This window comes from Blautia sp. AF19-10LB, from assembly GCF_003461245.1.
GTDB classification, from domain to species: domain Bacteria; phylum Bacillota; class Clostridia; order Lachnospirales; family Lachnospiraceae; genus Blautia_A; species Blautia_A intestinihominis.
In genome coordinates this window covers 1-26,339 of sequence record NZ_QTWS01000020.1, presented here as the reverse complement: position 1 = coordinate 26,339, position 26,339 = coordinate 1, and the positions used below count along the sequence as shown (strand labels likewise).

The following is a 26,339-nucleotide window of genomic DNA, read 5'->3' as shown; positions in this document are numbered from 1 at the left end:
GGAGAGTGCTAACAAAATGAAATTAACGTATACGAATGTAAATGGATATCTGCTTCCGGATCTTACTTATAAATCCGGTAAGCAGATGGAGCAACTTGGCAAGTATGGTTTTCTTCGCAGAGATTATCTGAAAAACCATCGAAATTCAACCTATCAGGTGATGCTTCTGCAGGATATGCTTGGAAAGCATCTTCTGGAAGTGGACAAGTATTTCCTATTATGTATTTAAGAAATTCTATTTTCTTTATGAAATCTTCAAAATTTGCAGTTATCCTTTTAGCATAATCAAAAGAAAGGATAGTGTAATATATGAGTATAATCTTGAAAACAACAAATCTCTGTAAATCATTCAGCAGGCAGACAGTTGTAAATAACATATCGCTGAATATTGAAAAAAATTCCGTCTATGGATTGTTGGGACCAAACGGAGCTGGAAAGTCCACAACACTTAAAATGATAACTGGCATATTGAAACCGACATCTGGAAGCATTGAGTTTGACGGCCGCGCTTGGCACCGAAAAGATTTGAATGACATAGGAACCTTAATCGAAACCCCGCCTCTTTATGAGAACCTGACTGCATTTGAAAATTTAAAAGTGAGGACGGAGCTTCTCGGTTTACCGGATAAACGCTGTCATGAAGCGCTTGATATTGTCGGCCTTACGAATACCGGAAAGAAACGGGCAGGACAATTTTCTCTTGGCATGAAACAGCGGTTGGGAATTGCGATTGCAATTTTAAACAATCCCCGCCTGCTGATTTTAGACGAACCTACAAACGGCCTCGATCCTGTTGGTATAGAAGAACTCCGTGAATTGATTCGTTCCTTCCCCTCTAAAGGAATTACGGTAATTCTTTCCAGCCACATTCTTACAGAAGTACAGCAGATTGCTGACCATATCGGCATTATCTCGGAGGGTGTCTTGGGGTATGAAGGTGTTTTACATGCTGAAGAAAATCTCGAAAAATTATTCATGGATATTGTGAAAAAAAACAGAAAGGAAATGTAAGAGTATGAAATACCTTAAATCAGAACATTTAAAATTCAGAAGAACCTTTTTCAATAAATTATTGATAATTGCCCCATTGATTACAGCAGTTTTTGCTTGGCTTATGGCTGGATTTACTGGATTCCAGTATATGTCCTTGTATTGGTGGTATTCCTTTTTACTTCCGGGAACAATTACAGTTCTTTGCTATTTGTCCAATCAAAAAGAAATACGTGCAGATAAATACTATTCTGTATATTCTATGTCTATCAATCTGAAAAAATTTTGGATTAGTAAAAACCTGATTCTGATTGAAAAAATGATATTTGCGGCTTTTATATTGGCATTGTTGGTATGTGTTAGCAATATTATCTCCCCGTCAACCGTTATTTTCACACCGGGACAATCCTTTATAGGCAGTGTTGCTATTATGATAGCTTCTATATGGCAGATTCCGCTTTGCTTATTCTTGATTTTTAAAATAGGATTGTTTATGCCGCTTGTAGTAAATACTGCCTTTGGAATTTTTCTTCCCGGCTTTTTGGGAACTACCTCCTTATGGTGGCTGTGTCCATATTGTTGGGCTCCAAAGCTGGCGGAATCACTAATGGGAATTGGTATCAATGGAACATTGAATGACACTCCTAACGTTTCCATATTACCTGTTGCATTATCTTTAATTTTATCATTCATACTTTTTTTCGTACTTACTTATCTGGGCGCAGGTAATTTTAGCAGACAGGAGGTAAAATAGAATGACACTATATAGGGCAATTCGTTCAGAATTGGTAAAATTGCGCCACACACCACTATTACCAATTCATATATTCGTACCGATAGCAGGTGCAATCCTTTTTACAAGCTATTTTGGTTTATACAGTTTCCGACCAGACTACAATAAATATAAGCTGATTTTTGAGATTACAGCTACGTTTTTTCCAATTCTTATCAGCATAATTACCGGGTTAAATACGTTTATGGAAGATCACGCCGCACATTCACAGTCGATTCTATCCGTTCCAAACAGGATAACCATTTTCTGCGGAAAGTTTCTTGTCCTTTTTGGTGGAGGCGTTCTTTCACTGATTAGTTTGGTGCTATTATTTTCTATACTGGTAGCAATACAAGGACTTATTCCACATACACCCTATGTCATGCTGTTAGAAACAATAATAGTCCTTGCCTTTGGAAATATTATACTTTACATTTTCCATTTATTTATTGGCTTTAAGTTTGGACTTGGGCCGTCATTGTTTTTAGGTGTATTTGAAAGCCTACAGGTAATTATGTACAGTAATATTGTCTTAGCGGGAGTTTGGAAGTATATCCCTTTCGCTTGGGCAATTGATTTAAGCCGTTATGTGTTAGACGATAAACTATCCCTACACAAAAATGAGGTTTTTATAATGGGACTTATTACAATAATTGCTTTTATTGCAATGACTTTTTGGATCTCACAATGGGAAGGAAGGAAAAACGATGATTAAGAAAATGATTTTACTGGTTGTTGCTATTCTGCTGATGGGAGCAAGTATGACTGGCTGTTCTGTTTTGGAAAAGGGAATTGATGAATATTCCAAAGACAAAGAAGAATGTGTGCTGAATACGGATAATGTGACACAGTTTACCTACAAGGGAGACAGCTTCACCATTCTTGATGATACGTTGTCAAATTCAGAACTTGGAGAATGGGTTGGCTATATCAGAAAACTTGCGGTCATAGATTCAAACGGGAAAATCCTGCTTCAACAGGATACAGAAAAGGCCACTTTTAAAACTTTAGCTGATATTGCTGATTCAGAACCAGACGCCGCCTATATCATTCCATTTTTAAATGTCTATACGGTCAAAGATGGAAATACGCAGGAGCTTATTGTTGACGCAAACGGAGGCTACCACAAAGCTATACTTAATAGCTTTGTTACAGACAAAGATACTATTTTTCGATACAATCAGAAAACAGAGGCAACAGCAGAAGGAGAATTTACAATAAATACGCAAAATCGTACACAGTTGCTATGCGGGGATAAAGTTTATCAGATAACAGATGAAACCGTTCCCTATGAAAATATTGGAGAATATATTGATATAATTGCTGAATCCTATACATTTGATAATGATACAAAATTACAAATTCCCAAAGAGGAACTATATCATATTGATTGGAGTGGAAAAGAGAAGAGCTCACAAAAACGAGAGCAGTGGACAATAGGCGGTATATATGAAATCTTGGACAAAGATAGAACTGATTCCGTGGCAGTAGAAGTAAATTCTGAATACCGGGTGGCAAAATGTCAGTAAAATTTGCAAAATAATATGATGGTGCTACAATAGTACCGGAGTGAAAGGAGATGCATTTTATGGCAAATATCCTTGCTATAGATGATGAAATCCCTATTTTGGAATTGATAAAAAATGGATTGCAGAAAGACGGACACACCGTTTCCACATATCCATCTGTTTCACAGATTCCCTTAGAGTACTTAAACCGATATGATTTGATAATGCTTGACATTATGATGCCTGACACAGACGGCTTTACATTCTGTAAAAAAATCCGCTCCCTTGTGGATTGCCCCATACTATTTCTTACTGCTAAAACATTGGAGAACGATATCACTTTTGGCTTGGGAATTGGAGCTGATGACTATTTGACAAAGCCCTTCCGTATAGCTGAATTGCGGGCACGTGTAAACGCCCATCTGCGGCGGGAAACAAGAGAAAAACACAGCACAATCGTTTTTGAACATATTAAGGTCGATTTATCCGCAAAAGAAATCCGGGTTGATGACTGCCCGGTTCCCTTTACAAGGAGCGAATATTTAATTTGTGAATATCTTGCTAATAACAAAGGACAGGTTTTTTCTAAAGAACAGATTTATGAGGCTGTATTCAGTATTGACAGAGACAGCGATAACTCAACAATTTCTACTCACATTAAAAATGTACGGGCAAAGTTCAATAAGATGGGGGTACAGCCAATCATTACAGTTTGGGGGATAGGTTACAGATGGGAACAAAGATAGCGACATTAAGGACAGCTTTTATAAAATACCTTGTTATGCTGATAGGCGGTCTGGCATTATCCGTAATCACTCCTTTTCTTATATTTACGATATTTGCTAGTTTTGGGATTGTTAATTATGCTAATCAAAGTGAAGAATTTGTGAAAACAATAGCTCCTGTTCTTGCTTCAACACCTGATTTGGCAGATGTAACAGAAAATATGCCCCCCGGGTGTGATTACCTTTTACTGGATAAATCATACACAATACTGGAAACCTCCTTAAAAAATGATGATGTGAAATCAGCATTAAGATATGCGGCCGATGGTGTTAATACTGCAAATAACGGAAAGCAGTTTCTGCTGATTACAAGGGATAAGGAATTGATTGTTTTACAATACTATATTGGTTCACGCTTTATAAACCCATGGTTGAACAAATATTTTCCTTCACCGGAAATGATACTTTACTCTCTAATTGCTCTGAATTGCGTGTTTGTATGTATACTATTAACCATTCATTTTTCAAGGCGTCTACAAAAACAATTAGTGCCTATTATGAACGCGACCGAAGAAATTTCATCACAAAATCTTGATTTTGAAATAGACCATTCTAATATTAAAGAATTTGAAGATGTTCTGCTTTCTTTCTCTAAAATGCGGGATGATCTGAAAATGTCTTTAGAGAAGCAATGGCATGCGGAACAATTACAGAGAGAGCAGATTGCAGCATTAGCCCACGATTTGAAAACACCTTTGACAGTTATTCAAGGAAATATTGATTTGATAAATGAAACGGAACTTGATGACGAACAACGTCTATATGCAGATTATATCACTGAAAGCTCCAGTCAAATAAGCATTTATATTAAGACGCTGATTGATATTTCCCGGACTGTTGCCGGGTATCAGCTTCATTTGGAAGAAATTGATATTTCTGGTTACATGGGACAGATTGAAGCACAGGCAAACTCTTTATGTCTTGCAAAAGGAATTTGTCTGCACATGGAAAAGGAAGTTGACTTGGGTATATTCAAAACGGATAAACTTCTGTTAGAACGGGCAATTATGAATGTGATAAGCAACGCCGTAGACTATTCTCCACCACTGGGAACAATTTATGTAACAACACAAAAGGTAGACCATTTTTTACACATATCCATAACAGACGAGGGAACCGGCTTCACATCAGAAGCTATACACCATGCACAAGAACAATTTTTTATGGGCGATAAAAGCAGAACTTCTAATATGCACTTTGGTATGGGACTTTATATCACAAACAGCATTATCAAACAACATGACGGGCAACTTATTTTAAGCAATTCTAAAAAGACTGGTGGTGCGCAGGTAATAATTAAAATTCCATATTAAGAAATGAGAGGGCGATACTACGGTATCGTTCATTATTTTTTCAAATCTTTATAAAATCTACAAATTTTCCATATAGTATATAAGTAAAGAATATAACTTCATTCTGCCGCACGACGGCAAAGAAAAAAAGCCATCGTAACGCAGATACATTTTCGCGTGCTTTTGAAGCGGTGGCTTTGATTTTTAGAGCAGATGCTTCTTTTTGTGCTTATTTTTAGCAACGACGACCCGGACACAGAACAGCGGCATTTAGGAGGATTGACGCCATGTCTGCGTTATCCTTGTTTTGCTGATATGTATGATAACCCTCTTCTATCCTATAAAAAACTTGCAGGAAATCGATCTATCGTAGAACGATTAAGAGATTATGAATATTAAAGTAATGGATCCGGATATTGCACCAAGGTATAAAAAGTATATTCCATATTGGGCATAATTTAAGTTTCGCTAAGTTTCACTTATATAGGTGTTTGAGGAAAATTTAATAGAAAAAACATAAAAAAAGCACTGATCATATCAAAAATCACGGGAAAACCAGTGAAGTTTTATAAGGCAGATATTCTGGATAGAGATGCTCTAAATGATATTTTTGACAAGGAAACTATTGAGTCCTGCATCCATTTTGCAGGTTTGAAGGCAGTTGGAGAATCTGTGGTTAAGCTCTGGGAGTATTATGAAAATAACATAGCAGGCACTTTAACTCTGATTGATGTAATGAGAAAACATAATGTGAAAAATATTATTTTCTCTTCCTCAGCAACTGTATATGGAGATCCGGCACAGATTCCGATTACAGAAGAATGCCCAAAGGGACAGTGTACGAACCCATACGGCTGGACCAAATCCATGTTGGAGCAGGTACTTACCGATATCCAGAAAGCAGATCCAGAATGGAATGTTATGCTTCTTCGTTACTTTAATCCAATTGGAGCGAACCCAAATGGCATTCCCAATAACCTTATGCCATATATTACACAGGTAGCAGTTGGTAAGCTGAAGGAACTTGGTGTATTTGGAAATGATTATGATACTCCGGATGGAACTGGTGTAAGAGATTATATTCATGTTGTGGACCTGGCAAAGGGTCATGTAAAAGCACTTAAGAAAATCGAAGAAAATCCAGGGCTTGCGATTTACAATCTGGGAACCGGAAAGGGCTATAGTGTTCTTGATATTGTGAAGAATTTTGAAGCTGCAACTGGTGTGAAAATTCCATATGTGATCAAACCTCGCCGAGCAGGAGATATTGCAACTTGTTATTGTGATGCATCTAAGGCAGAAAAAGAGCTTGGCTGGAAAGCAGAAAACGGTATCCGTGAGATGTGTGAAGATTCCTGGAGATGGCAGTCTAATAATCCGCAGGGATATGAAGAATAGAATGTATATTTAAAATAAGAGAGCTGTAAGATGCAGCCCTCTTATTTTTTTGGATCCAAAAGAGGCAGAAGAATTTTTTATATAGAGGAAATGCTTCGGCTTCTGAAAGACCATAAAGAGAAAAAGGAAGATAACAGCCGTAAAATCTGGATGGTTTTGTCATTCCTTATCTGGTACGATAAATTCTTTGTTACATATTCGAAGTAAGTGAGTTGATCACGAGGTGAGTAACATTGCTTTCATCGTACACTCACATACCTATGGCTTGTATCCGGAGAAAATCAAAGGTAGCACAATTCATGCGATCACGATTTACGAGAAAAATCAATAGTCATATAGTAAAAAATATGTTAGAATGAAGCAAGCAACAAATAAGGAGAGTGGAAAAGCATGATAAATAAAGAGGTTTATTTAAAAACTATAGCTGAAAATTTAGCACTATTAAGTCGGGAAGTGTCTATTTTAAATGCAGTAAATCTCTATGATATTAACATCATTGCGGAAGACTTCTTTCCTGGGTTGTTGAATCTTATCTATGGTTATGAATTGAAAAATGCAAATCATTTGGAAAAAAATGCTCCAGCAATTGATTTGATTGATCGGAAGAATAGGATAGCAGTTCAGGTTACATCAGACAATAGTAGTACAAAAATCAGGCATACGATAGCGGAATTTAATAAAAATCAAGAGTATCATTTATATGACAGATTGGTTGTACTAATTTTGACGCAGAAGAAAAAATATTCTTCTGATTTTGATACACAGGGGCTGTTTTCTTTCGAAAAGACAAGAGATATTTGGGACGTTGAAAAGTTAATAAAAGATATTCGTGAATTAGAGACAGTGCAAATAAAAAAAATTAGCGATTATCTGTCAGAAGAATTGTGTAACAAATATTATTCTGTGAGAGAAACACAGGCGGGAGAAGTGGACACAATCATAGATTTGATAGAGTATATTTCACAAAATAGAAAAGTAAACAAGGATCGTAAAACAACGGTGGATCCAGAGTATAAAATATATAAAAGATTTAAGAATTTTACGGATAAATTAATTACGGAGTATACGACAATTTATGGAGAGGCGTTGAATATTGTGAATGAAACGCTTGGAATAGATGAAGCTCAGGACATTATTATTATGTTCTATCTGCAAGATATTAGCGTACAATTTTTGGAAGAGGAGCATGATAACCCCATTGCTGCTTTAAATAAATTGGTTACATATTTTGAAGAAAAATTAAGCACTAATGGAAAAAAATATGACCGTTCTGCGATAAAATTCTATCTTGTCAATGAAATGATTAAATGTAGGGTATTTCCAAACGAAGGGAGTGAGTATGATGCTGACAAGTAGCAATGCACTAAAATCTTCTGCAATGTATATTGGTTATCTCATACTCAAAGAGATACAAAAACGAGATGCAGAAAAGATTTCAATATATGATGTGTCCAAAGCATTAAAAAAAGCCGGAATCACAAGTAGCAGGCAATTGATCTTAGGGCTTTCTTTTTTATACTCTGTTGATATTGTTGAGTTTGAGGAGGCGAACATATGGGTAAAGAAATAAATCGTATTCGTCTCAATCGACTTTATTCTGAAAATAATATTTTTGAAGAAATTACTTTTCATGATGGAGTTAATATTATATTAGGCGAGAAGTACGATGACAGATCTGTAAAAGGCCGAAAGACAAATGGTGTTGGAAAATCCATGAGTATTGAATTTTTGGATTTTTGTTTTCTGAATGATTATGAAAAATCCAGAATTGTAAAAATACCAAAAGAAGTTTTCCCAGTAGAAGAAAATGTAATCCTGGATTTAGATATAGGGCAGGAAACAGTCACCATAAAAAGAAACCGCAAACAAGCAGATAAACCTATACTTATCAGGGAGGGGAAAACAGTTTCCTTTGATAAAATTCAGGACGCAAGAGATTATCTGACTGGAATTATTTTTTCAAAATTAAATGGTAAAAAAGTGCCTAGTTTTAGAAATCTTTTTTCAATCTTGATGAGGGATGAACGTTCAGAGTTTACAGATATAATAAAATGTCATGACCTGACAAAAAAGATCCCGGACGATCTAAGTGCTCATTTATATTTGCTGGGATTTTCTCTGGAAGCTTATAAGAATATAATTGAAACCATCAGGGAAATTGAGGCAGTTAGTACTGTCCTTACGAAAGAAAAAAAAGAACTGACGCAGGACGGGAAAAAGAAAATTTCAGATGTCAGAGCGGAGCTCAATGCATTGGAAGATGAATTGCAAAAATTGGAGGATGCGATTGAAAGCTTTAAAACGAATGAGAGCTTTAATGCTATGGAAGCGGATCTAATTGAATTGGAGGATTTACTGGACCAATTGAGAAAACGGCAAAAGGCTTTGCGTTATGATTATGAAAAAATTAGAAAAATGCCAAAACCGGAACAAATTGATGACAGAGAAATCGAATTGGTCTACAACCAGTTTAAGAATGATTTAGGAAATGCTATAGTAAAATCTTTGAATGAAGTGGTAGGATTTAAGAATAAAATAGAAGAATTTCAAAGAATGTTGGTGAATCAAAAAGCAAAAGAATTGGAGTCCCAGTTAAAAAATATTGCGGAACAAATTCGGATTTTGGATGATGAATATTCAGAAAAGCTGAAGGTGATTGATAAAAAAGGAATTCTTAAGAATTTAAAAGTAAGTTTAAAAATTTACGAAGCAAAGAAAGAATCCACTTCAAATACAAAGTTTTTATTCGAACAATACCAAAAGAACGAGAAAAAGAAAAGAATGCTAAACCTACAGAAAACGCAGCAACTCATGGAAATTGATGATGAGATTGAACAAAATAAAAAAATCATTGATGACTTTACTGATACTATTTTGCAAATCCATGAATTTATTATGGGAAATAAGGAATGTTCGTTTAGCATCCAGACAATTGATAAAGCTCGCAGAAAAACACCAGTCGAATTGACTCTTCGCATTTATGATGATGGAAGTCATAGTGTAGATAGAACAAAGGTGTTCATTTATGATATGGCATTATTATTTAATCAATATACGAGAGATAGGCATCCGCTGTTTTTAGTGCATGATAATATTTTTGATGTGGATCAGGATACACTTGTTCAATGTTTGAATTATCTTTATAAACAAGAAGAACAATATCAGGATTTTCAATATATTCTTACACTAAACCGCGATAAGATTGAAAGTGAAGAGCAGAGAAAACTAATCCAAATGAATATTGACGAGCATCAAGTGGCCGTTTTTACGAAGAAAAAGAAATTTTTGGGACGGGATTATCAGGAAAAATAATAAAAAATGTGCTATATGACATTTGATTATAAAATAGCAGATAATAAAGTTCACTCTTGAACCGGAACATCAATGATTTTCGAGTAAATTTGTGATACTGTTCATGTATCCTTTCTACTGTTGGAATTTTCTGTAAAAATAATCATACGAAAAGAAGGATAAAATGAAATAGGATTAATCTAGTTGTAGAAAACTGATTAATCCTATTTTGACTTTTTTTATATAAGAAAAACTCAAGTTTGCGGCTCAAAAACTTTGATTATCCATACAGATTTCTTTGCCTCAGAGCACAAAACCCAGTGTATATTAAAAGTTTGAATGTTGGTGAATGGTTGGATTGGATGCCAGAGTTACTATGAGCCTGGAAACTGCCATAAAAAGGCACTAATGTTAGCTTGACAGATGTAGAGATGATCATATACAGAATCCTATCAACTTCATCTGGATGATGGTAACTCAATCTGCACATTATATGAAATGATATACAGAAAGAGAGTTAAAGATGAGTAAAATATTACTTTTAGAAGATGATTTAAGCCTTAACAATGGATTATCCTTTGTTTTCAAAAAGCAGGGATTTGAACTGAGTATTGCCAGAACGCTCAAAGAGGCAGAGGGGATGTGGAAAGATGGAAAATATGATTTGCTGATCTTGGATGTATCTCTGCCGGACGGTTGTGGCTTTGAATTTTGCAAAAAAGTTCGGCTTACATCAAAGGTGCCGATTATTTTTCTGACGGCTTCGGACGAAGAAACAAGCATCATTATGGGGTTGGATATTGGCGGTGATGACTATATTACAAAACCGTTCAAACTGGGAGTTTTTGTTTCAAGGATTAATGCCTTACTTCGTCGCGCAAATTCTTTTCAGGCAATGGATACGGAATTGCAGTCGAATGGTATCAAAGTTCTTTTGCTGCAAGGACAGGTTTTTAAGAATGGAGTACTTTTGGATTTAACTGCTGTGGAATATAAGCTGCTTTGTTTGTTTATGCGAAATCCGAATATGGTACTGACGAAGGAGCAAATTTTGGATAAGCTATGGGACTGCGATGGAAATTATATCGACAGTAGTACCCTTACAGTCTATATGCGTCGGCTTCGTATGAAAATTGAGGATAATCCGAGCGAACCGCAAATGCTCCGGACTGTTCGAGGCATGGGTTATAAATGGAACATTACCGTATGAGGTGCAGAATGAAAATACTTGCAAATAAAGAAATCAAAAATCTATTTCTTTCGCTCTCGCTGATTTTAGGGTGCACATTTCTCTTAGCTGAGTTTTTTTTATGGCTGTCTTGTCACCGACTTTCCCTGTCACTGCTAATCCTTCTACTATTGGCTAATAGTGCTGTATGTGCAGTCTGCTTTGTATATTTTAATCGGCAAAATCAGATTATGGAGCAGGCAATATCGCAGATCAATGCGTATCTTGATGGTGATCGCAGTGCTCGTATTGAATGTGATGATGAGGGCGAATTGTACCGCCTTTTTCATTCCATCAATTCTTTAGCAGCAGTATTAAACGCTCATGCAGATAACGAGTTGCGAGAGAAGGAGTTTTTGAAAAATACAATCTCCGACATTTCGCACCAACTGAAAACGCCACTGGCAGCTTTGAATATTTATAACGGACTACTTCAGGATGAGGATATAGAGGTGTCCTCTGTGAAAGAATTTGCTGATCTGTCCGAGCAGGAGCTTGATCGTATTGAAGTTTTGGTGCAAAGCCTTCTCAAAATCACAAAGTTGGATGCTGGTTCTATTGCATTTGAAAAGGAAATAGAAAATGTGGCGGATATGATGCAGGATTTGGAGCTGCACTTTGCGTATCGTGCCAAAAAGGAACAGAAAGAGATCGTCTTATCTGGTGCAGATGATATTTCCCTTTTCTGTGACCGTGATTGGTTGAGTGAAGCGATTGGCAATATTGTGAAAAATGCGATGGATCATACAGAAAAGGGCGATACCATTCACATCAAATGGAAGGCACTGCCCTCTGCTGTTCAAATCACAGTAAAAGATAACGGGTGCGGGATTCATCCAGAAGACCTATACCATATCTTTAAGAGGTTTTATCGCAGCCGCTTTTCAAAGGATATACAGGGGATTGGGCTTGGCCTGTCGTTGGCAAAAGCAATTATCGAAGCTCATGGGGGTCTGATAGAAGTAGAAAGCGAATTAGGACTTGGAACGAGTTTTATAATGAATTTCCCAATTCCTACAAAATTGTAGGCTGGTTGTAGGGTTACAGTAATATTGAGGTGCTACTCTTTCCATTGTAGACAGAGAACGAAAGTCCACCCGTTTACGACAGCAAAATTATTGAGAAAGAGGTGTTTGCACTATGAACTTGTTAGAAGTCAAAAATATTTGTAAAACCTATGGCAACGGGGAAACCGCAGTCAAGGCTTTGAAAGATGTTAGCTTTTCTGTTCCCAAAGGGGAGTATGTGGCAATCGTTGGAGAATCCGGTTCTGGCAAAAGTACACTGCTGAACATGATCGGCGCCTTGGATACGCCTACGTCAGGCAAGGTGCTGATTGATGGCAAGGACATTTTTTCCATGAACGACAAGAAATTAACTGTGTTTCGGCGTAGGAATATCGGCTTTATTTTTCAGGCGTTCAACCTTGTGCCGGAGCTGACCGTGGAGCAGAATATCATCTTCCCTGTGTTGCTGGACTACCAGAAACCGGACAAAAAGTATCTGGAAGAACTATTGGCGGTGCTGAATCTGAAAGAGCGCCGAAATCACCTGCCGAGTCAGCTTTCCGGTGGTCAACAACAAAGAGTGGCGATTGGACGTGCATTGATTACCCGCCCTTCTCTGATTCTGGCGGATGAGCCGACGGGAAATCTGGATTCACAAAATAGCAGCGAGGTTATTGCATTGCTCAAAGAAACATCGAAAAAATATGAGCAGACCATCATTATGATTACCCATAACCGCGGCATAGCACAAACGGCAGACCGGGTATTGCAAGTGTCGGATGGAGCTTTAACTGATTTTGGGAGGTGCCGTGAATGAAAAGCTATCTTAGTCTCATCCCCATTTCTGCAAAGGTGCGCAAGCAACAAAATCGTATGACAGTTTTGTGTATTATTATTGCGGTGTTTCTTGTTACAGCCATTTTCAGTGTCGCTGACATGATGATACGAACAGAAAGTGATTTTATGATAAATAATCATGGAAACTGGCACATTGCGATAAAAAATATTTCACAGGATGATGCGGATGAAATCAGTAATCGTTCAGATGTTACAGCAGTTGGTGCAGCCTCTCAATTTAATTTTGAAGGAGAACAACCATACCGAATCAACAAAAAACGAACCGTTTTGTATGGCACTGATGAAGCTTATATCGTTCAGATTTCAAATGGAATTGTAGAAGGAACATTTCCGGAAAATGATACGGAAGTTATGCTTACACCTAATGCTGTAACTGCTTTGGGAGTACAAATTGGGGATAAAGTAACCTTACATACCCCTGCTGGAGATCGGATATTTACAATATCAGGTTTTGGAACAGATGATGAAAATTATTATAACAATCAGACCTATTTGGTAGGTTCTTATCTGACACAAAATGCATTTACTTCTGTTATGGCACAAAACGAAGTGACAAATAATGAGTTAACCTATTATGTGCAGTTTGAAAGTGCAACAAAAGCAGCAAATGCAAAAAGAGAATTACAGACACAGTACCAATTACCTGATGAGAGTATTTCTGAAAATACTGGTGTTATGGGTATGTCTGGACAAAGTAACAGTACTGCGATGCAGAGTATATACGGATTAGCAGCAATTCTATTTGTTTTAGTGTTGCTGGCAGGGATATTGATGATTTCTGGCAGCATGAATAGCATGATTGCACAACGAACTCAGTTTTTTGGAATGTTGCGTTGCATTGGTGCAAGTCATGTGCAAATTATCCGCTTTGTTCGTTTGGAAGTATTGAACTGGTGTAAAATAGCGGTACCTATAGGGGTGTTCTTCGGAACAATAATTAGTTGGATTATTTGTGCCACACTTCATTATGGAATTGGTGGAGAATTTTCTACAACACCAGTCTTTCAGATCAGTCCTGTTGGACTAATCAGTGGTGTGGTTGTCGGCGTGGTAACTGTATTTTTAGCGGCGCAATCCCCAGCAAAACGGGCTGCTAAAGTTTCACCTATATCAGCGGTTTCTGGCAATATAGATAATAAAGTTTCTGCTAACCACGCTATTAAGTTTAACTTAGGGAAAATTGACAATTCGCTTGGTTTCCATCATGCAATTGAAAAAAAGAAAAACTGGTTTTTAATGACAGCTTCTTTTGCATTAACTATTATGTTGTTTTTTTCCTTTTCTGTGATTTTAGACTTTGCAAAGCAGCTTGTTCCATCGCAAAATGTCACATCAGCCGACATAGCATTATCAAGTTATGCAAATAAACTGGATATTGAGCGTAGCCTGGTCGATGAAATAAAAAAAATAGATGGGGTTGCAAATGCTTATGGAAGCAGCTATATGGAAAATATCCCCGCAACATCTTCAAGAGCAGGGATAGACCATATCAACATTGTTTCTTATGATGATACACTGCTAGATTACTCAAAAGAAAGTATTGCTCAGGGAGCATTGGATACAGTTTATGGGGACAGTAACAAAGTGGCAACCGTATATAATGGAAATAATTCACTGCGTATAGGTGATACTATCCAGTTTGCAGGCGAGGAAGTAGAGATTACTTGCACTCTGTCACAAGGGCTCTTTGGAGATGATTTGATTATTATTTGTTCGCAGGAAACATTTGACCGTATCATGGGTAATACAAAGTATGGTCTTATTGGAATTCAATTAGATTCAAATGCAACTGAAGAAACGATAGCAGAAATTAGAAGCCTTGAAAATGATGACATTATTATCACAGATCAGCGTGAAAGCAATAAACAAAATAATGCTACCTATTTGGCGGTACGAATTGTTTGTTATGGTTTTCTGGCTATTGTCGGAATTATCTCGCTGTTTAATATCGTCAATAGCATCTCCATGAGTGTATCTGCACGGATGAAGCAGTATGGAGCAATGCGAGCTGTTGGTATGGATAATAGACAGCTTAAACGAATGATTTCTGCGGAAGCGTACACCTATGCAATTTCTGGTTTGATAGTTGGATGTGGTATTGGACTTCCTCTTAGCCGATTTTTATATAATCGTCTAATTGCACATTATTTTGGAATTGAGTGGAGTTTTCCTATCCTATGGTTTGGAATCGTTGTTGCCTTTATCTTTATATCTGCTATTGTATCTGTCTATGCCCCTGCAAAGCGCATACGTAATATGGCAATTACCGAAACAATCAATGAATGGTAATAGCCATTAGTTTTGATAAATCTTATTGATATATTGACAAATAATGTAAAATAATCTATTATATAGACAACCGATATATAGAACGCCGATATATAACTTATTCTAAGAAGGGGGGTGGACCAGATGGCTATTGAAAGAGCATTGGTTTCAGGAAGTATGGCAATGCTTGTAATGAAACTTTTGTCTGAAAAGGATATGTATGGATATGAGATGATCGACACACTGAGGCAAAAATCTCAGAATGTATTTGAGCTGAAGGCAGGAACTCTTTATCCATTGCTGCACAGCCTGGAAGAGAAAGGACTCCTGACAGTATATGAACAGGATGTAGCTGGAAAGACCAGAAAGTATTATAGCCTTACCAGACAGGGAAGAGGATTCCTGGAAAAGAAAATAGAGGAATGGAAAGAGTATTCTGCAGCAGTGACCAATGTGCTTATACTGGAGGTGTGAATTATGGATGAATATCTGAAATTATTGCTGGAACAGATTCGCTGCACAAAAGCCAGACCATACATAAAACAGGAACTGCAGGATCATATGGAGGATCAGATTGCGGAAAACATGAAGGCAGGCATGGATCATGAACAGGCAGAGAAGGAAGCCGTCAGAGACATGGGGGATCCTGTGGAAACAGGAATCTCCCTTGACAGTATCCACAGACCTCAAGCTGCATGGAAACTTTTGGGAATGATTATACTTATCAGCATTGCAGGTGTTCTGATACATGCAGGGATTTCCGGAAAAGCCAGTGAGAATGCGGTAGCCGGTTCTGACAGATATGTGTTTCATGTTATGATCGGGCTGGCTGTCATGATGATTTTGTATCTGCTGGACTATACCGTACTGGCAAAATTTTCAAAAATAATTGCAGCTGTTTTATTGTCCGTCTGTTTGCTGGTTATATTGGAAGGAGGCCAGGTAAACGGAGCAAGGATTTTTATATCACTGCCAGGAGGCAGAAGAGGCATGGATGTACAAAAACTGATGCTGTTTTATGTCCCCATATATGGAGCAATTTTATATAAATATCATGGGTGGGGATATAAGGGACTGGTAAGAGCAATCTTATGGCTGATTGCTCCAGTAATATTAGTTTACAGCCTGCCGGCACTCAGGACAGCTTGTGTGATGCTGGTAACTATGCTGACTATGTTGACGATCGCAATCAAAAAGGACTGGTTTACTGTCAGAAAGAAAAGAACTATCTGTGGAATCTGGGCTGTGTTTTTGACCGCGCCCATAGCAGCTTTCCTGGGTATGTACCTGAGAAACAGGCTGGCGGAATATCAAATTGCGCGCATACAGGCGATGTTTTCCAGCGGTAGCGAAACAGATTATCTCACAAAAATGTTGCATTCACTTTGGAGACAGAATAAGCTGATCGGGAAAAGCAAATCAGATGTAACGGGAATCCTGCCAGCATTTAATGCGGATTACATTCTGACCTATCTGTCATCTGTATATGGAATAATTGCAGCTATACTTTTGTGCTGTGTTCTTGCGGTTCTGATTTTTGCAGTCTTTAACACTGCGTTGCGACAGAAAAATCAGCTGGGTATGATGATGGGATGCGGGTGCGGAATTGTATTTCTCATCAGTTTTTTGATAAATGTCCTTGAGAATCTTGGCATATTTCCGCAATCAATAACATTTCTTCCGTTTTTTTCAGCCGGAGGAAGCTGTATCATAATTTCTTATGGACTTATGGGAATCGTGCTGAGTACTTACAGGTATAAGAATATTTATCCGCGACATCCTGAAACAGGCTTTATGTCCATTAATTCTAAGGTAAAAAAAGTATCGTAATATTATGTTAAATAAAACCAATCAAAAACGCTGAGATTTGCTCCCAGCGTTTTTGGTTGGTTTTATTTTGGATAGTTTTCTGCATTCAGCACCAGCTGCTTGCGGAACTGTGAAGGGGACATACCACACTGTTTTCGGAAAAATCGGCTGAAATATAATGGATTTTCGTACCCGACCAGGTTGGCTATTTCTGTGATATTATAATTGGTCGTTTCCAGAAGCATTTTTGCATTGGTAAGCCTCAGAGACTGCACGTATTGAGCAGGTGTAGTATTGGCATACTGACGGAAGTTCTGGATGAACCAGCTGATACTTATATTGTGGGAAACAGCATAGTCTTCAATACTTATAGGTTTATTATAATGCATGCGAAAGTACTGTGCAGCCTGTTCCATATCGTTCATATTCTGAAGGTTCTTTTTTCGTGGCTTTTGCAGTGCTATTCTATGGAGGCTGATCAGGAGAATCGTGAAATAATTTATCAGCATCTCCTCGTAATCAATTCGTTGCAGATTCAGTTCCTCGATCATGGACATAAATAGATTTTTGTACTCAATGGAGATACCGGTATAAATAATGCGGGTATCGTCGGCAATCCCATATCTTTTCAGGACGTTCTTTACATTATTTCCAGTAAAGTGAACCCAGTAAACTTCGGTCTGATCCACTCCATAATAATAATAGCGTTGTTCCTCGCGTGGACGGTAGAGTACCATATTGCCGGCTTCTACAACAGTAGGTTTTCCATCAAAATAAAAATGTGCCCGTCCGGATGCGATGTAAAGAAGCTGATAATCAAGCCGGCCTTTCGGTCGGTGAGTAGGAAGCTTTTCTACGGTATATAGATGATAAGTGCCGCAGCTTCCAATAAACAGGGGATGTTTTTTATCCATAAAATCAACCCTGGATTTGTGATAGTATGCTGATAATGTATACAAGCAATGCCCTCCTTGTCATATTGCACAAATCACAGAGATATGAATTGTGCAATTTTACGTTTCTGCAAAATATTGTTAAAAAAATAGTTGGTTATTATGTAAAAGTATAACATTTTGTGCATGTTTTGTCGAATGTTGTTTATGTATTTTTTTAAAATTAAAAAGTATAATGATAGTACGACAAAAGCAAAACAATAAACGTATTGGGAGGATATCACATGATCATACCTAAGCATTATGAAAATCTTAACATACTGCATGAGAATACCATGCCATACCGTTCCTACTATGTACCGGCTTCCGCCCGCATGGGAACTCTCGTACACGACAGGGAAAAATCGGACAGAATAGAATTTCTGAATGGGAACTGGAAATTCCGTTTCTATGAGAGCATTTATGACCTGCAGGAAAATTTTTATGAAGAAAGCTATGATACAAATGGGTTCGGGGAGATACCTGTACCGGGGATCTGGCAAAATTTCGGCTATGACGAGCATCAGTATACCAATGTACGTTATCCGATCCCCCTTGATCCGCCATACGTTCCACAGGACAACCCATGCGGGGCATATGTTCATGAGTTTGAGTATGAAAAAGATGAATATGCACCAAAAACATATCTGAACTTTGAAGGTGTAGATTCCTGCTTTTATGTATGGTTAAATGGATGTTATGTGGGATATAGCCAGGTTTCACACTGCACCAGTGAATTTGATGTGACAGATTTCATCCGTAATGGAAAGAATACACTGGCAGTGCTGGTCCTGAAATGGTGTGATGGCACTTATCTGGAAGATCAGGACAAATTCCGAATGACCGGTATTTTCCGTGATGTATATCTGTTAAAGAGACCGGAAGCAGTTCTGTATGATTACTTCACTACCACGAAACTACTGGGAAGTACGGCAGAGGTGAAAATTTGTGCAAGATTTCTCGGCAATGCAGCAGAAGCTGTAAACATCCGGATCCAGGATATGGATGGCAACACAGTGGCAGAGGGTGGATTTAAGGAAACGGCGGAAGGGGAATATTCCCATAAAGCAGTGTTTACAATCATGGAACCGAAGCTCTGGAATCCGGAGACCCCATATCTTTATCAGGTAGTATTTGAGACTGAAGGAGAAGTGATCACTGACAGGATTGGCCTTCGTGAAGTAAAACGCGATGGAAGCGTAATCTATATTAACGGGGTAAAAGTGAAGTTCAATGGTGTCAACCGCCATGATTCCGATCCGGTGACAGGAGCTGTGATCAGTATTGAACAGGCAGACCTTGACCTGAAGATGATGAAAGCTAATAATTTTAACGCAGTACGAAGCAGCCATTATCCGAATGCACCGTATTTCTATCAGCTGTGTGATGAATATGGACTCTTTGTGATCGCAGAGGCGGATAACGAAAGCCATGGTACCCAGAGCCAGTATCTGAAGAACCAGGAATGGGATAATGTAGTAGAACATTGGAATAAACGCATCTCCAACAATCCAGATTTTATCCCGGCTACCATGGATCGTACAAAGCTCTGTGTATACCGTGAGAAGAACCGTCCATGTATTGTGATGTGGTCCATGGGAAATGAATGCGGATACGGATGTACTTTTGAAGAAGCCTTAAAGTGGACAAAAGAATTTGACCCTACCAGACTCACTACATATGAAAGCGCTTTTTATCAGAGCTCTGACAGGGAATATGATTATTCCAATATTGATGTAGTCGGAAGAATGTACCCGGCATTTTCAGAAATAGAAGAATATATGGAAAAAAATCCGGAAAAACCGCTCCTTTTGGTAGAGTACTGTCATGCTATGGGAAATGGCCCTGGAGATCTGGAGGACTATTTCCAGTTTATCCAGAAATATGATGCACTTTGCGGCGGATTTGTCTGGGAGTGGTGCGACCATGCGATTTATAAGGGCAAAGCTGAAAATGGAAAAGGAATTTACTATTATGGTGGTGATCACGGGGAAGAGATCCACGATGGAAACTTCTGTATGGACGGACTGGTATATCCGGACAGAAAGCCACATGTTGGTCTGAAGGAATACAAAAACATATACAGACCTGCAAGAGTACTTCATTATGACCAGCAGACAGGTGAGGCTGTACTTCATAATTATCTGAACTATGTGGATTTAAAAGATTACATTTATTTAATATATGAAATGAGCGTTGATGGAGATGCCAAATATGTGGCTCATATAAATCTGGATGAGGGTATCCCGGCTCATGGCGAAGGAAAAATCAAACTTCCTGTTTCTGTTCCGGACAAAGGAAAATGTTATCTTAGAGTATTATATTATCTGAAAAATGGTACACCGCTTATGCAGCCGGATACGTTACTGGGATTTGATGAGATTCTCTTAACGAATGCAGATGGAAGAAACCAGAAAGCAGCAGAGCTTCTTACAGAAACTGAAACAGATGATATCCTTACAGGGGAAGAAAATGATAAATTCTTTACAATCCATGCAGGACAGAAAACCACCTATGTATTTAACCGCCTGACAGGACTGTTTGAAGGACTGAACGTAAATGGCAAAGAAATCCTTGATCGACCAATGGAACTGAACATCTGGAGAGCTCCGACAGACAATGACCGTAAGATCAAACTGGAATGGATGAATGCGCATTATGACCAGAGCTATGCAAGAGCATATGAGACCTTCTGCAACATTGAAAACGGACAGGTACATATCACAGGAACCATGAGCGTTTCAGCACCTACTGTACAGAGGATCCTGAACGTGAGAGCAGAATGGATCATAACTCCGGACGGTGCAATCCGTGTAAAAATGAATGTGAAGAGGGATATGGAATTCCCGATGCTCCCAAGGTTCGGAATCCGACTGTTTCTTGATAAAGAATTTGACAATGCGGAATACTATGGAATCGGACCAGATGAAAGTTATGTAGATAAAAAGAGATCTGGTCATCATGGAAGACATTGTGCGGAAATTCATGAGATGCATGAAGATTATCTGCGTCCGCAGGAAAACGGAAGCCATACAGACTGTGATTATCTGATCCTTAAAGGAACAGATCTTACTTTTGCAGCAGCAGGAGAAAAGACATTCTCCTTTAATGCATCACCATATACACAGGAAGAACTGACAACAAAAAAACACAGCTACGAGCTTCAGCCGTGTGGAAGTACTGTTTTATGTCTGGATTATGCGCAGAACGGAATCGGATCTAACAGCTGTGGGCCGGAATTATCAGAGCAGTATCGTCTGGATGCAGAAGAATTTGATTTTGAGATTAAAATGATAATCAAATAATATATGTTCGGAAATAGATAACATATTGATGATATTTTTTGAAAAAGGAGAAGAATTATGCATTATAAGGGTTTTGAAGAAGATAAACGTTTGGTTCAGGTTGTACCATCAGCAAGACAGATCGCATATGAAAACATGGAATTTTTCTGTTTCATTCATTTCACTGTAAATACTTTTACCGGAAGCGAATGGGGAGATGGAACAGAACCGGAATCTATTTTTAATCCGACAGAGCTGGATGCACGCCAGTGGGCAAAAACAGCAGCAGAGGGCGGGATGAAGGGTCTGATCCTCACATGCAAACATCATGACGGATTTTGCCTGTGGCCATCCAAATACACCGAGCATAGTATCAAGAACTCCCCGTACAAAAACGGAAAAGGGGATATTGTCAGAGAAACAGCTGAAGCATGCCGGGAGTTTGGACTTAAATTTGGTGTTTATCTTTCACCCTGGGATAGAAACAACAGCAGCTATGGAAAGGGAAAAGAGTATGATGATTACTATCTGAACCAGCTGACAGAGCTGCTGACAGAATATGGTGATATCTTTGTGATCTGGCTGGACGGTGCATGTGGTGAAGGACCAAATGGAAAGGTCCAGAAATACGACTGGCAGAGATATTATAAAGTGATGCGTGAATTACAGCCGAATGCAATAATTTCTATTTCAGGCCCGGACATCAGATGGTGCGGAAACGAGGCCGGGGAAGTAAGACCGAGTGAATGGAGCGTTGTTGCAAAGGATATGACTGATCCGGCGATCACAGCAGCGTTAAGCCAGCAGGAAGATAATGAAGAATTCCGAAACAGACCGCTGGACGAGACCCAGACAGACCTTGGAAGCAGGGAACGCCTTGCAAATGAAAAAGAGCTTGCATGGTACCCTGCAGAGACGGATGTTTCTATCCGTCCAGGCTGGTTCTATCATGAGGAAGAAGATGACCAGGTCCGCTCCTTTGAGAATCTGAAAGACATTTACTTAAAATCCGTAGGGGGAAATACCACATTATTATTAAATCTTCCTCCGATGAAAAATGGCCGTATCCATGAAACAGATGCTGCAAATCTGAAACAGTTGGGCGAGTTTATTGAGAATACTTTTAAACATAATCTTTTACAGGATGCGGAAATATCTATACTCTCTGCTTCAAATGCTGAGAAAAGTAATGGAGAAGCATTAAGAATGGATGATTATGATTCTTATTTTGTAAATGATGAGGGGGATAAAGAACTCTCTATCAATATAAAATGGGAGAAACCGAGAAAAGTGTCATATCTGGTCATTAAGGAAGCTATTCCGCTTAGTCAAAGAGTAGAGTCTTTTTCTGTAAGCTATGAGAATGATGGAATTATGCATGAATGTTATAAAGGAACAACCATTGGTTATAAAAAAATAATAGATTTACAGGAAATTGAAACAGCAAATCTTATTATTAATATTGATGATGCAAGAGTTGCTCCGGCAATATCATTTGTTGGCGTATACTAACGAAGAACAAAAGGACCAGATACAGTTTTGTTTCTGGTCCTTTAATATTCAAGCCAAGAACCGCAATATTTTAATGTTTTATGGGGGAAGGAAATGTATAAAGTATTATTTGCAGAAGATGAATTATTAGTGCGTTTAGGATTACAGAACTCTATTCCCTGGAGTAAATATCAGATGGAATTATCTGCACTGGCTGAAAACGGAATAGAAGCTTTTCGGTTATTTGAGTCAATTCGTCCTGATGTCTTGATAACGGATCTTCGTATGGAAGGAATGGATGGAGTAGAACTTGTCAAAAGGGTAAGACAGATTGATAAAGATTGTGCCATTGTTGTAGTATCATGTATGAATGATTTCGAAACTTTAAGGAAATTAATTCCTTATAATATTAATGCTTATGTTTTAAAGGCAAGTATCAGTATTGATGAGGTGTGCGATGCATTGCAGAATGTACAGGAATATCTGATCAGAATAGGAAGAAAAACGGATAAAGCGGAAAGTAGCAATGATACGTTAGAGACGCATATTTCAAAGTTTTTGTTAGGTAAAATAGCAAACTGTACATGGGAAAAGACTGATTTCATGGAGTATATGCTGTTGTTCAGCCTAAAAGATGAAGATCAGACAAAGATCAATGCATTGGCAATGGAGTTTATATATGAACTTGTGAGACGTCAGTTGCCAAATAAACTGCTGATTCCGTTAAAAGAAAAAGAATTTATTATATTCTATGAACATGAAGAACGAAATATAGATGAGCGAATAAAAAGGATTAACAGTTCCATTGAGGACTTTCTGGGGGTTCGCTTTGTGATCACATACTGTAATAGGAAGGAATCAGAAAGTCTGAAGGACTGGTTTGATCGTGCATATGTACAGCAATTTAATATAGACTATGATGATAACAGCGGAAAAGCATTGATTCAGAAATCAATATCTTATATGGAGGAACATTATCAGGAAAATCTTAGCCTGAAGGATATTTCAAGAATAATAGGCCTATCAGGAAGTTATTTTTCGTATTTGTTCAAACAGCAGACAGGTAAGAATTATATAGAATATCTAAATGAAATCCGGTTGGAAGAGGCAATGAAGGATTTAAAGAACAGTGATGAGAAGATTGTTGTAATCGCTCAAAAACATGGGTTTCAGAATTTAGAATATTTCTCAAGGTACTTTAAAAAGAAGACAGGAGAATCACCGGCTAGATGGAGAAAAACAAATCAGTGAAACGAATGGACTGGAGACAGAAGGTACTTATCTCAATATTAGGAAGTTTTATTGTGATATTAAGTATTTTATTCTATATTACATATCATTACTTTGTTGCAAAAATAGAGACAGGGAATGAAAAGGTAGTATTAATGACATTTGAACAGGCTGAAAAAAATCTGAAAAATGTTTTGAAAAATGCAGAGTTATGCTTGGATAAATATGTGACAAATGATCTGATATGGGATTTTGAGAATAATTATCCTGAAACGGACATTGAAAGTAATGAATTAAAGGTGAAAATAACGGATAGCTTTATTAATGAAATGTCTGTAAACAGGGAAGTTTCTGCACTTGGATTTTTGCGCGGAGATGGATGGGGGATTGTATCGTCTGTATTACGTAAAAACAGGACTGGTAACACTCAAATATCTGGAAATTTGCTGAAGGTACTCAGACAAAGCAAAGATGCATACCCCTATACAACGTGGCTCCCCAGCTGGGAACTGAATCTAAATTATGAAAGCCCGTTGCGATTGATGAGCCAAAATGCTTCGCTCATAGGTATAAAAGCACTGGGGGAGAGCAGTGAACTGGAAAAGGATGGATATCTTATTGTTGCTGTCAGTGAAAGTGATCTTCAAAGTACATATAGGTCAGTAGCCTTTGATGATAGTACAGCAGTTTTAGTAGACGGAAATAATCAGATAATATCAAATGTCGGGGAAAAGTTACTTGGAGAACAGCTCAAAACAGGTAGCGATACGCAAAATATTGAATATGACCTTGATATTTATAATTGGAAATTATGCGACATGATACCAAAACAGGAATATATGAAGGACGCAAAAGATATCAGAAATTTCGGGGTGCTTATTTGTTTGGCTGCAATACTATCCACTGCATTTGTGTCAATTGTATGGAGTAGAAAATATACCAGACCAATTGAACTGTTGATGAAAAACATGCACCATGTCAGATACCAGGAGTTTGAGATAGATAAGCCTCAAAAGCTTGGCTGGGAGGAGCTTGATCGGCTAAATGAAGAATTGTATTATACAGCGCAAAGCATTAAGGATTATATTGAAAGATTGAAACTGGTGGAAAGGGAAAAAACAAAAGAAGAACTTCTTGCACTTCAATATCAGATGAATCCACATTTTTTATTAAATTCGCTTAATTCCATTCGTTGGATGGCCATGATGACAAATAACAAGATTGTTGCAGACACACTGGTCACACTAGGAAAGATTATTACTCCCATGCTTCGAAATCCCAGTCTCACCTGGAAAATTGAAAATGAGATAGAATTTCTTGATAATTATGTAGCAATGATGCAGCTCAGATTTGGCCATGACATGGAATACAGTATGAACTGCTCAAAAGAGTGGTATGATCTGGTATTTCCGCGACTTATTTTGCAGCCGCTTATTGAGAATTGCTTTGTGCATGGAAGCAGTTCAGAAGAGATACGTACTATAAATGTAATCATAGAATGTAATGAACGCATAGAGGTGAAGGTGATTAATAGCGGAGTATTTTTTGATGAGATTCAGTTAAAAGAAATATATATGAAAATGAAAACTTTTTCTAAGGCATCTGACCATATTGGAATGGCCAATGTTTATAAACGGCTTAATTTGTTATATGGTGACCAGGGCAGTATGAGAGTTGAATCGAACAGGAAACTTGGATTTATTGTTGAGGTTAGTTTTCCTAAAAGCACAAAAATGTAGAAAAAATCTAATGTTCAAAAAGAAAATATATTCAACATTACAACAATATGAAAATAATTGACTTATTTTATGATGCACAATGATGAATAATAAAATAGGTCAAAAACAGTGAAGAAAATGTGAAAAAACGAAAAATCCGTTAAGCATCAAGTAAGAATGAACATTTAATCAAAGCTTTTACCATGTTAAAATAATAGCATCTTAGGCAGATGAGATTTTAAAAACATTTAACTGGCCAGTTAAAAGCAACTATCAAAGTCAAAAAGGAAGACAGCAGGGTACACGGTATGACGGAGATAAATCGTGAAACTGTCTAATATAAAATGACAGCTAGGAGGGTAAAAGGTTATGAAATTAAAGAAAATGACAGCAGTTTTAGGTGCAACTGCTCTGGTTGTATATAATGGTATCGTAATTTAAGACACTTCAAGAGACATTTCTTAATGAATCTGATATA

21 protein-coding genes and 1 pseudogene are annotated in these 26,339 nt (G+C 37.7%); 21 read left to right on the top strand and 1 reads right to left on the bottom strand.

Annotated elements, in window-relative coordinates:
• Window positions 1-16 precede the first annotated feature (16 nt).
• From DWX28_RS11755 to DWX28_RS11675, 17 genes and pseudogenes are all read left to right on the top strand, one after another.
• Window positions 17-208 (top strand): annotated as a pseudogene (locus DWX28_RS11755) (TnpV protein); the annotation flags it as partial.
• 101 nt (window positions 209-309) lie between these two features.
• Window positions 310-1,011 carry a lantibiotic protection ABC transporter ATP-binding protein gene (locus DWX28_RS11750; protein ID WP_118252804.1) on the top strand — a complete coding sequence of 234 codons (702 nt, stop codon included), beginning with the start codon at window positions 310-312 and terminating at the stop codon, window positions 1,009-1,011.
• A 4-nt stretch (window positions 1,012-1,015) separates the two neighbouring features.
• Entirely contained in the window at window positions 1,016-1,744 is a 729-nt protein-coding gene (locus tag DWX28_RS11745) for a lantibiotic immunity ABC transporter MutE/EpiE family permease subunit (RefSeq protein ID WP_118252803.1), read from the top strand.
• A gap of 1 nt (window position 1,745) precedes the next feature.
• Entirely contained in the window at window positions 1,746-2,477 is a 732-nt protein-coding gene (locus DWX28_RS11740) for a lantibiotic immunity ABC transporter MutG family permease subunit (RefSeq protein ID WP_118252802.1), read from the top strand.
• The gene (locus tag DWX28_RS11735; protein ID WP_118252801.1) at window positions 2,470-3,291 is read left to right on the top strand and encodes a NisI/SpaI family lantibiotic immunity lipoprotein; all 822 of its coding nucleotides are present in this window, start codon (window positions 2,470-2,472) and stop codon (window positions 3,289-3,291) included. Before DWX28_RS11740 ends, DWX28_RS11735 begins: the two co-directional genes overlap by 8 nt.
• A gap of 59 nt (window positions 3,292-3,350) precedes the next feature.
• Window positions 3,351-4,016: a response regulator transcription factor gene (locus tag DWX28_RS11730; protein WP_118252800.1), complete on the top strand. Its 666-nt coding sequence runs from the start codon at window positions 3,351-3,353 to the stop codon at window positions 4,014-4,016.
• Window positions 4,001-5,368: a HAMP domain-containing sensor histidine kinase gene (locus DWX28_RS11725; protein ID WP_118252799.1), complete on the top strand. Its 1,368-nt coding sequence runs from the start codon at window positions 4,001-4,003 to the stop codon at window positions 5,366-5,368. The genes DWX28_RS11730 and DWX28_RS11725 overlap by 16 nt, the downstream gene beginning before the upstream one ends.
• A gap of 495 nt (window positions 5,369-5,863) precedes the next feature.
• Complete coding sequence (gene galE, locus DWX28_RS11720; RefSeq protein WP_330417659.1) at window positions 5,864-6,745, top strand: UDP-glucose 4-epimerase GalE; 882 nt, start codon at window positions 5,864-5,866, stop codon at window positions 6,743-6,745.
• A 390-nt stretch (window positions 6,746-7,135) separates the two neighbouring features.
• Window positions 7,136-8,101, top strand: coding sequence for an SMEK domain-containing protein (locus tag DWX28_RS11715; protein ID WP_118252798.1), 966 nt, complete (start codon window positions 7,136-7,138; stop codon window positions 8,099-8,101).
• Window positions 8,085-8,315 (top strand): ABC-three component system middle component 6, encoded by a 231-nt coding sequence (locus tag DWX28_RS11710; RefSeq protein ID WP_118252797.1) that lies wholly within the window; start codon window positions 8,085-8,087, stop codon window positions 8,313-8,315. Before DWX28_RS11715 ends, DWX28_RS11710 begins: the two co-directional genes overlap by 17 nt.
• Entirely contained in the window at window positions 8,300-10,057 is a 1,758-nt protein-coding gene (locus tag DWX28_RS11705) for a DUF2326 domain-containing protein (protein ID WP_118252796.1), read from the top strand. Before DWX28_RS11710 ends, DWX28_RS11705 begins: the two co-directional genes overlap by 16 nt.
• Before the next feature lie 502 nt (window positions 10,058-10,559).
• Window positions 10,560-11,246, top strand: coding sequence for a response regulator transcription factor (locus tag DWX28_RS11700; RefSeq protein ID WP_118252795.1), 687 nt, complete (start codon window positions 10,560-10,562; stop codon window positions 11,244-11,246).
• 8 nt (window positions 11,247-11,254) lie between these two features.
• On the top strand, window positions 11,255-12,292 hold the full coding sequence (locus DWX28_RS11695; protein WP_118252794.1) for a sensor histidine kinase: 1,038 nt from the start codon (window positions 11,255-11,257) through the stop codon (window positions 12,290-12,292).
• Window positions 12,293-12,404: 112 nt separating this feature from the next.
• Window positions 12,405-13,088 (top strand): ABC transporter ATP-binding protein, encoded by a 684-nt coding sequence (locus tag DWX28_RS11690; protein WP_118252793.1) that lies wholly within the window; start codon window positions 12,405-12,407, stop codon window positions 13,086-13,088.
• A complete protein-coding gene (locus DWX28_RS11685; protein ID WP_118252792.1) occupies window positions 13,085-15,418 on the top strand; it encodes an ABC transporter permease in 2,334 nt (777 codons plus the stop codon). The genes DWX28_RS11690 and DWX28_RS11685 overlap by 4 nt, the downstream gene beginning before the upstream one ends.
• 123 nt (window positions 15,419-15,541) lie before the next feature.
• Complete coding sequence (locus DWX28_RS11680; protein ID WP_055066334.1) at window positions 15,542-15,871, top strand: PadR family transcriptional regulator; 330 nt, start codon at window positions 15,542-15,544, stop codon at window positions 15,869-15,871.
• A 3-nt stretch (window positions 15,872-15,874) separates the two neighbouring features.
• A complete protein-coding gene (locus DWX28_RS11675; RefSeq protein ID WP_118252791.1) occupies window positions 15,875-17,227 on the top strand; it encodes an FtsW/RodA/SpoVE family cell cycle protein in 1,353 nt (450 codons plus the stop codon).
• Window positions 17,228-17,289: 62 nt separating this feature from the next.
• On the opposite strand, the gene DWX28_RS11670 is transcribed toward DWX28_RS11675, so the two are convergent.
• Entirely contained in the window at window positions 17,290-18,165 is an 876-nt protein-coding gene (locus DWX28_RS11670; RefSeq protein ID WP_118252790.1) for a helix-turn-helix domain-containing protein, read from the bottom strand.
• Between the two features lie 218 nt (window positions 18,166-18,383).
• On the opposite strand from DWX28_RS11670, the gene DWX28_RS11665 reads away from it, so the two are divergent.
• The 4 genes from DWX28_RS11665 (at window position 18,384) to DWX28_RS11650 (ending at window position 25,882) form a co-directional block, all read left to right on the top strand.
• A complete protein-coding gene (locus tag DWX28_RS11665) occupies window positions 18,384-21,443 on the top strand; it encodes a glycoside hydrolase family 2 TIM barrel-domain containing protein (protein WP_118252789.1) in 3,060 nt (1,019 codons plus the stop codon).
• A gap of 57 nt (window positions 21,444-21,500) precedes the next feature.
• Window positions 21,501-22,934, top strand: a complete 1,434-nt coding sequence (locus DWX28_RS11660; RefSeq protein WP_118252788.1) for an alpha-L-fucosidase — start codon at window positions 21,501-21,503, stop codon at window positions 22,932-22,934.
• A gap of 93 nt (window positions 22,935-23,027) precedes the next feature.
• A complete protein-coding gene (locus DWX28_RS11655; RefSeq protein ID WP_059085748.1) occupies window positions 23,028-24,164 on the top strand; it encodes a response regulator transcription factor in 1,137 nt (378 codons plus the stop codon).
• Window positions 24,143-25,882, top strand: coding sequence for a sensor histidine kinase (locus DWX28_RS11650; protein ID WP_118252787.1), 1,740 nt, complete (start codon window positions 24,143-24,145; stop codon window positions 25,880-25,882). Before DWX28_RS11655 ends, DWX28_RS11650 begins: the two co-directional genes overlap by 22 nt.
• The last annotated feature ends 457 nt before the right edge of the window (window positions 25,883-26,339 follow it).

What these genes read in the sequence shown, in the direction of transcription:
- DWX28_RS11750 (WP_118252804.1), top strand. Translation starts at nt 310, where the DNA reads ATGAGTATAATCTTGAAAACAACAAATCTCTGTAAATCATTCAGCAGG.
- DWX28_RS11745 (WP_118252803.1), top strand. Translation starts at nt 1,016, where the DNA reads ATGAAATACCTTAAATCAGAACATTTAAAATTCAGAAGAACCTTTTTC.
- DWX28_RS11740 (WP_118252802.1), top strand. Translation starts at nt 1,746, where the DNA reads ATGACACTATATAGGGCAATTCGTTCAGAATTGGTAAAATTGCGCCAC.
- DWX28_RS11735 (WP_118252801.1), top strand. Translation starts at nt 2,470, where the DNA reads ATGATTAAGAAAATGATTTTACTGGTTGTTGCTATTCTGCTGATGGGA.
- DWX28_RS11730 (WP_118252800.1), top strand. Translation starts at nt 3,351, where the DNA reads ATGGCAAATATCCTTGCTATAGATGATGAAATCCCTATTTTGGAATTG.
- DWX28_RS11725 (WP_118252799.1), top strand. Translation starts at nt 4,001, where the DNA reads ATGGGAACAAAGATAGCGACATTAAGGACAGCTTTTATAAAATACCTT.
- DWX28_RS11715 (WP_118252798.1), top strand. Translation starts at nt 7,136, where the DNA reads ATGATAAATAAAGAGGTTTATTTAAAAACTATAGCTGAAAATTTAGCA.
- DWX28_RS11710 (WP_118252797.1), top strand. Translation starts at nt 8,085, where the DNA reads ATGATGCTGACAAGTAGCAATGCACTAAAATCTTCTGCAATGTATATT.
- DWX28_RS11705 (WP_118252796.1), top strand. Translation starts at nt 8,300, where the DNA reads ATGGGTAAAGAAATAAATCGTATTCGTCTCAATCGACTTTATTCTGAA.
- DWX28_RS11700 (WP_118252795.1), top strand. Translation starts at nt 10,560, where the DNA reads ATGAGTAAAATATTACTTTTAGAAGATGATTTAAGCCTTAACAATGGA.
- DWX28_RS11695 (WP_118252794.1), top strand. Translation starts at nt 11,255, where the DNA reads ATGAAAATACTTGCAAATAAAGAAATCAAAAATCTATTTCTTTCGCTC.
- DWX28_RS11690 (WP_118252793.1), top strand. Translation starts at nt 12,405, where the DNA reads ATGAACTTGTTAGAAGTCAAAAATATTTGTAAAACCTATGGCAACGGG.
- DWX28_RS11685 (WP_118252792.1), top strand. Translation starts at nt 13,085, where the DNA reads ATGAAAAGCTATCTTAGTCTCATCCCCATTTCTGCAAAGGTGCGCAAG.
- DWX28_RS11680 (WP_055066334.1), top strand. Translation starts at nt 15,542, where the DNA reads ATGGCTATTGAAAGAGCATTGGTTTCAGGAAGTATGGCAATGCTTGTA.
- DWX28_RS11675 (WP_118252791.1), top strand. Translation starts at nt 15,875, where the DNA reads ATGGATGAATATCTGAAATTATTGCTGGAACAGATTCGCTGCACAAAA.
- DWX28_RS11665 (WP_118252789.1), top strand. Translation starts at nt 18,384, where the DNA reads ATGATCATACCTAAGCATTATGAAAATCTTAACATACTGCATGAGAAT.
- DWX28_RS11660 (WP_118252788.1), top strand. Translation starts at nt 21,501, where the DNA reads ATGCATTATAAGGGTTTTGAAGAAGATAAACGTTTGGTTCAGGTTGTA.
- DWX28_RS11655 (WP_059085748.1), top strand. Translation starts at nt 23,028, where the DNA reads ATGTATAAAGTATTATTTGCAGAAGATGAATTATTAGTGCGTTTAGGA.
- DWX28_RS11650 (WP_118252787.1), top strand. Translation starts at nt 24,143, where the DNA reads ATGGAGAAAAACAAATCAGTGAAACGAATGGACTGGAGACAGAAGGTA.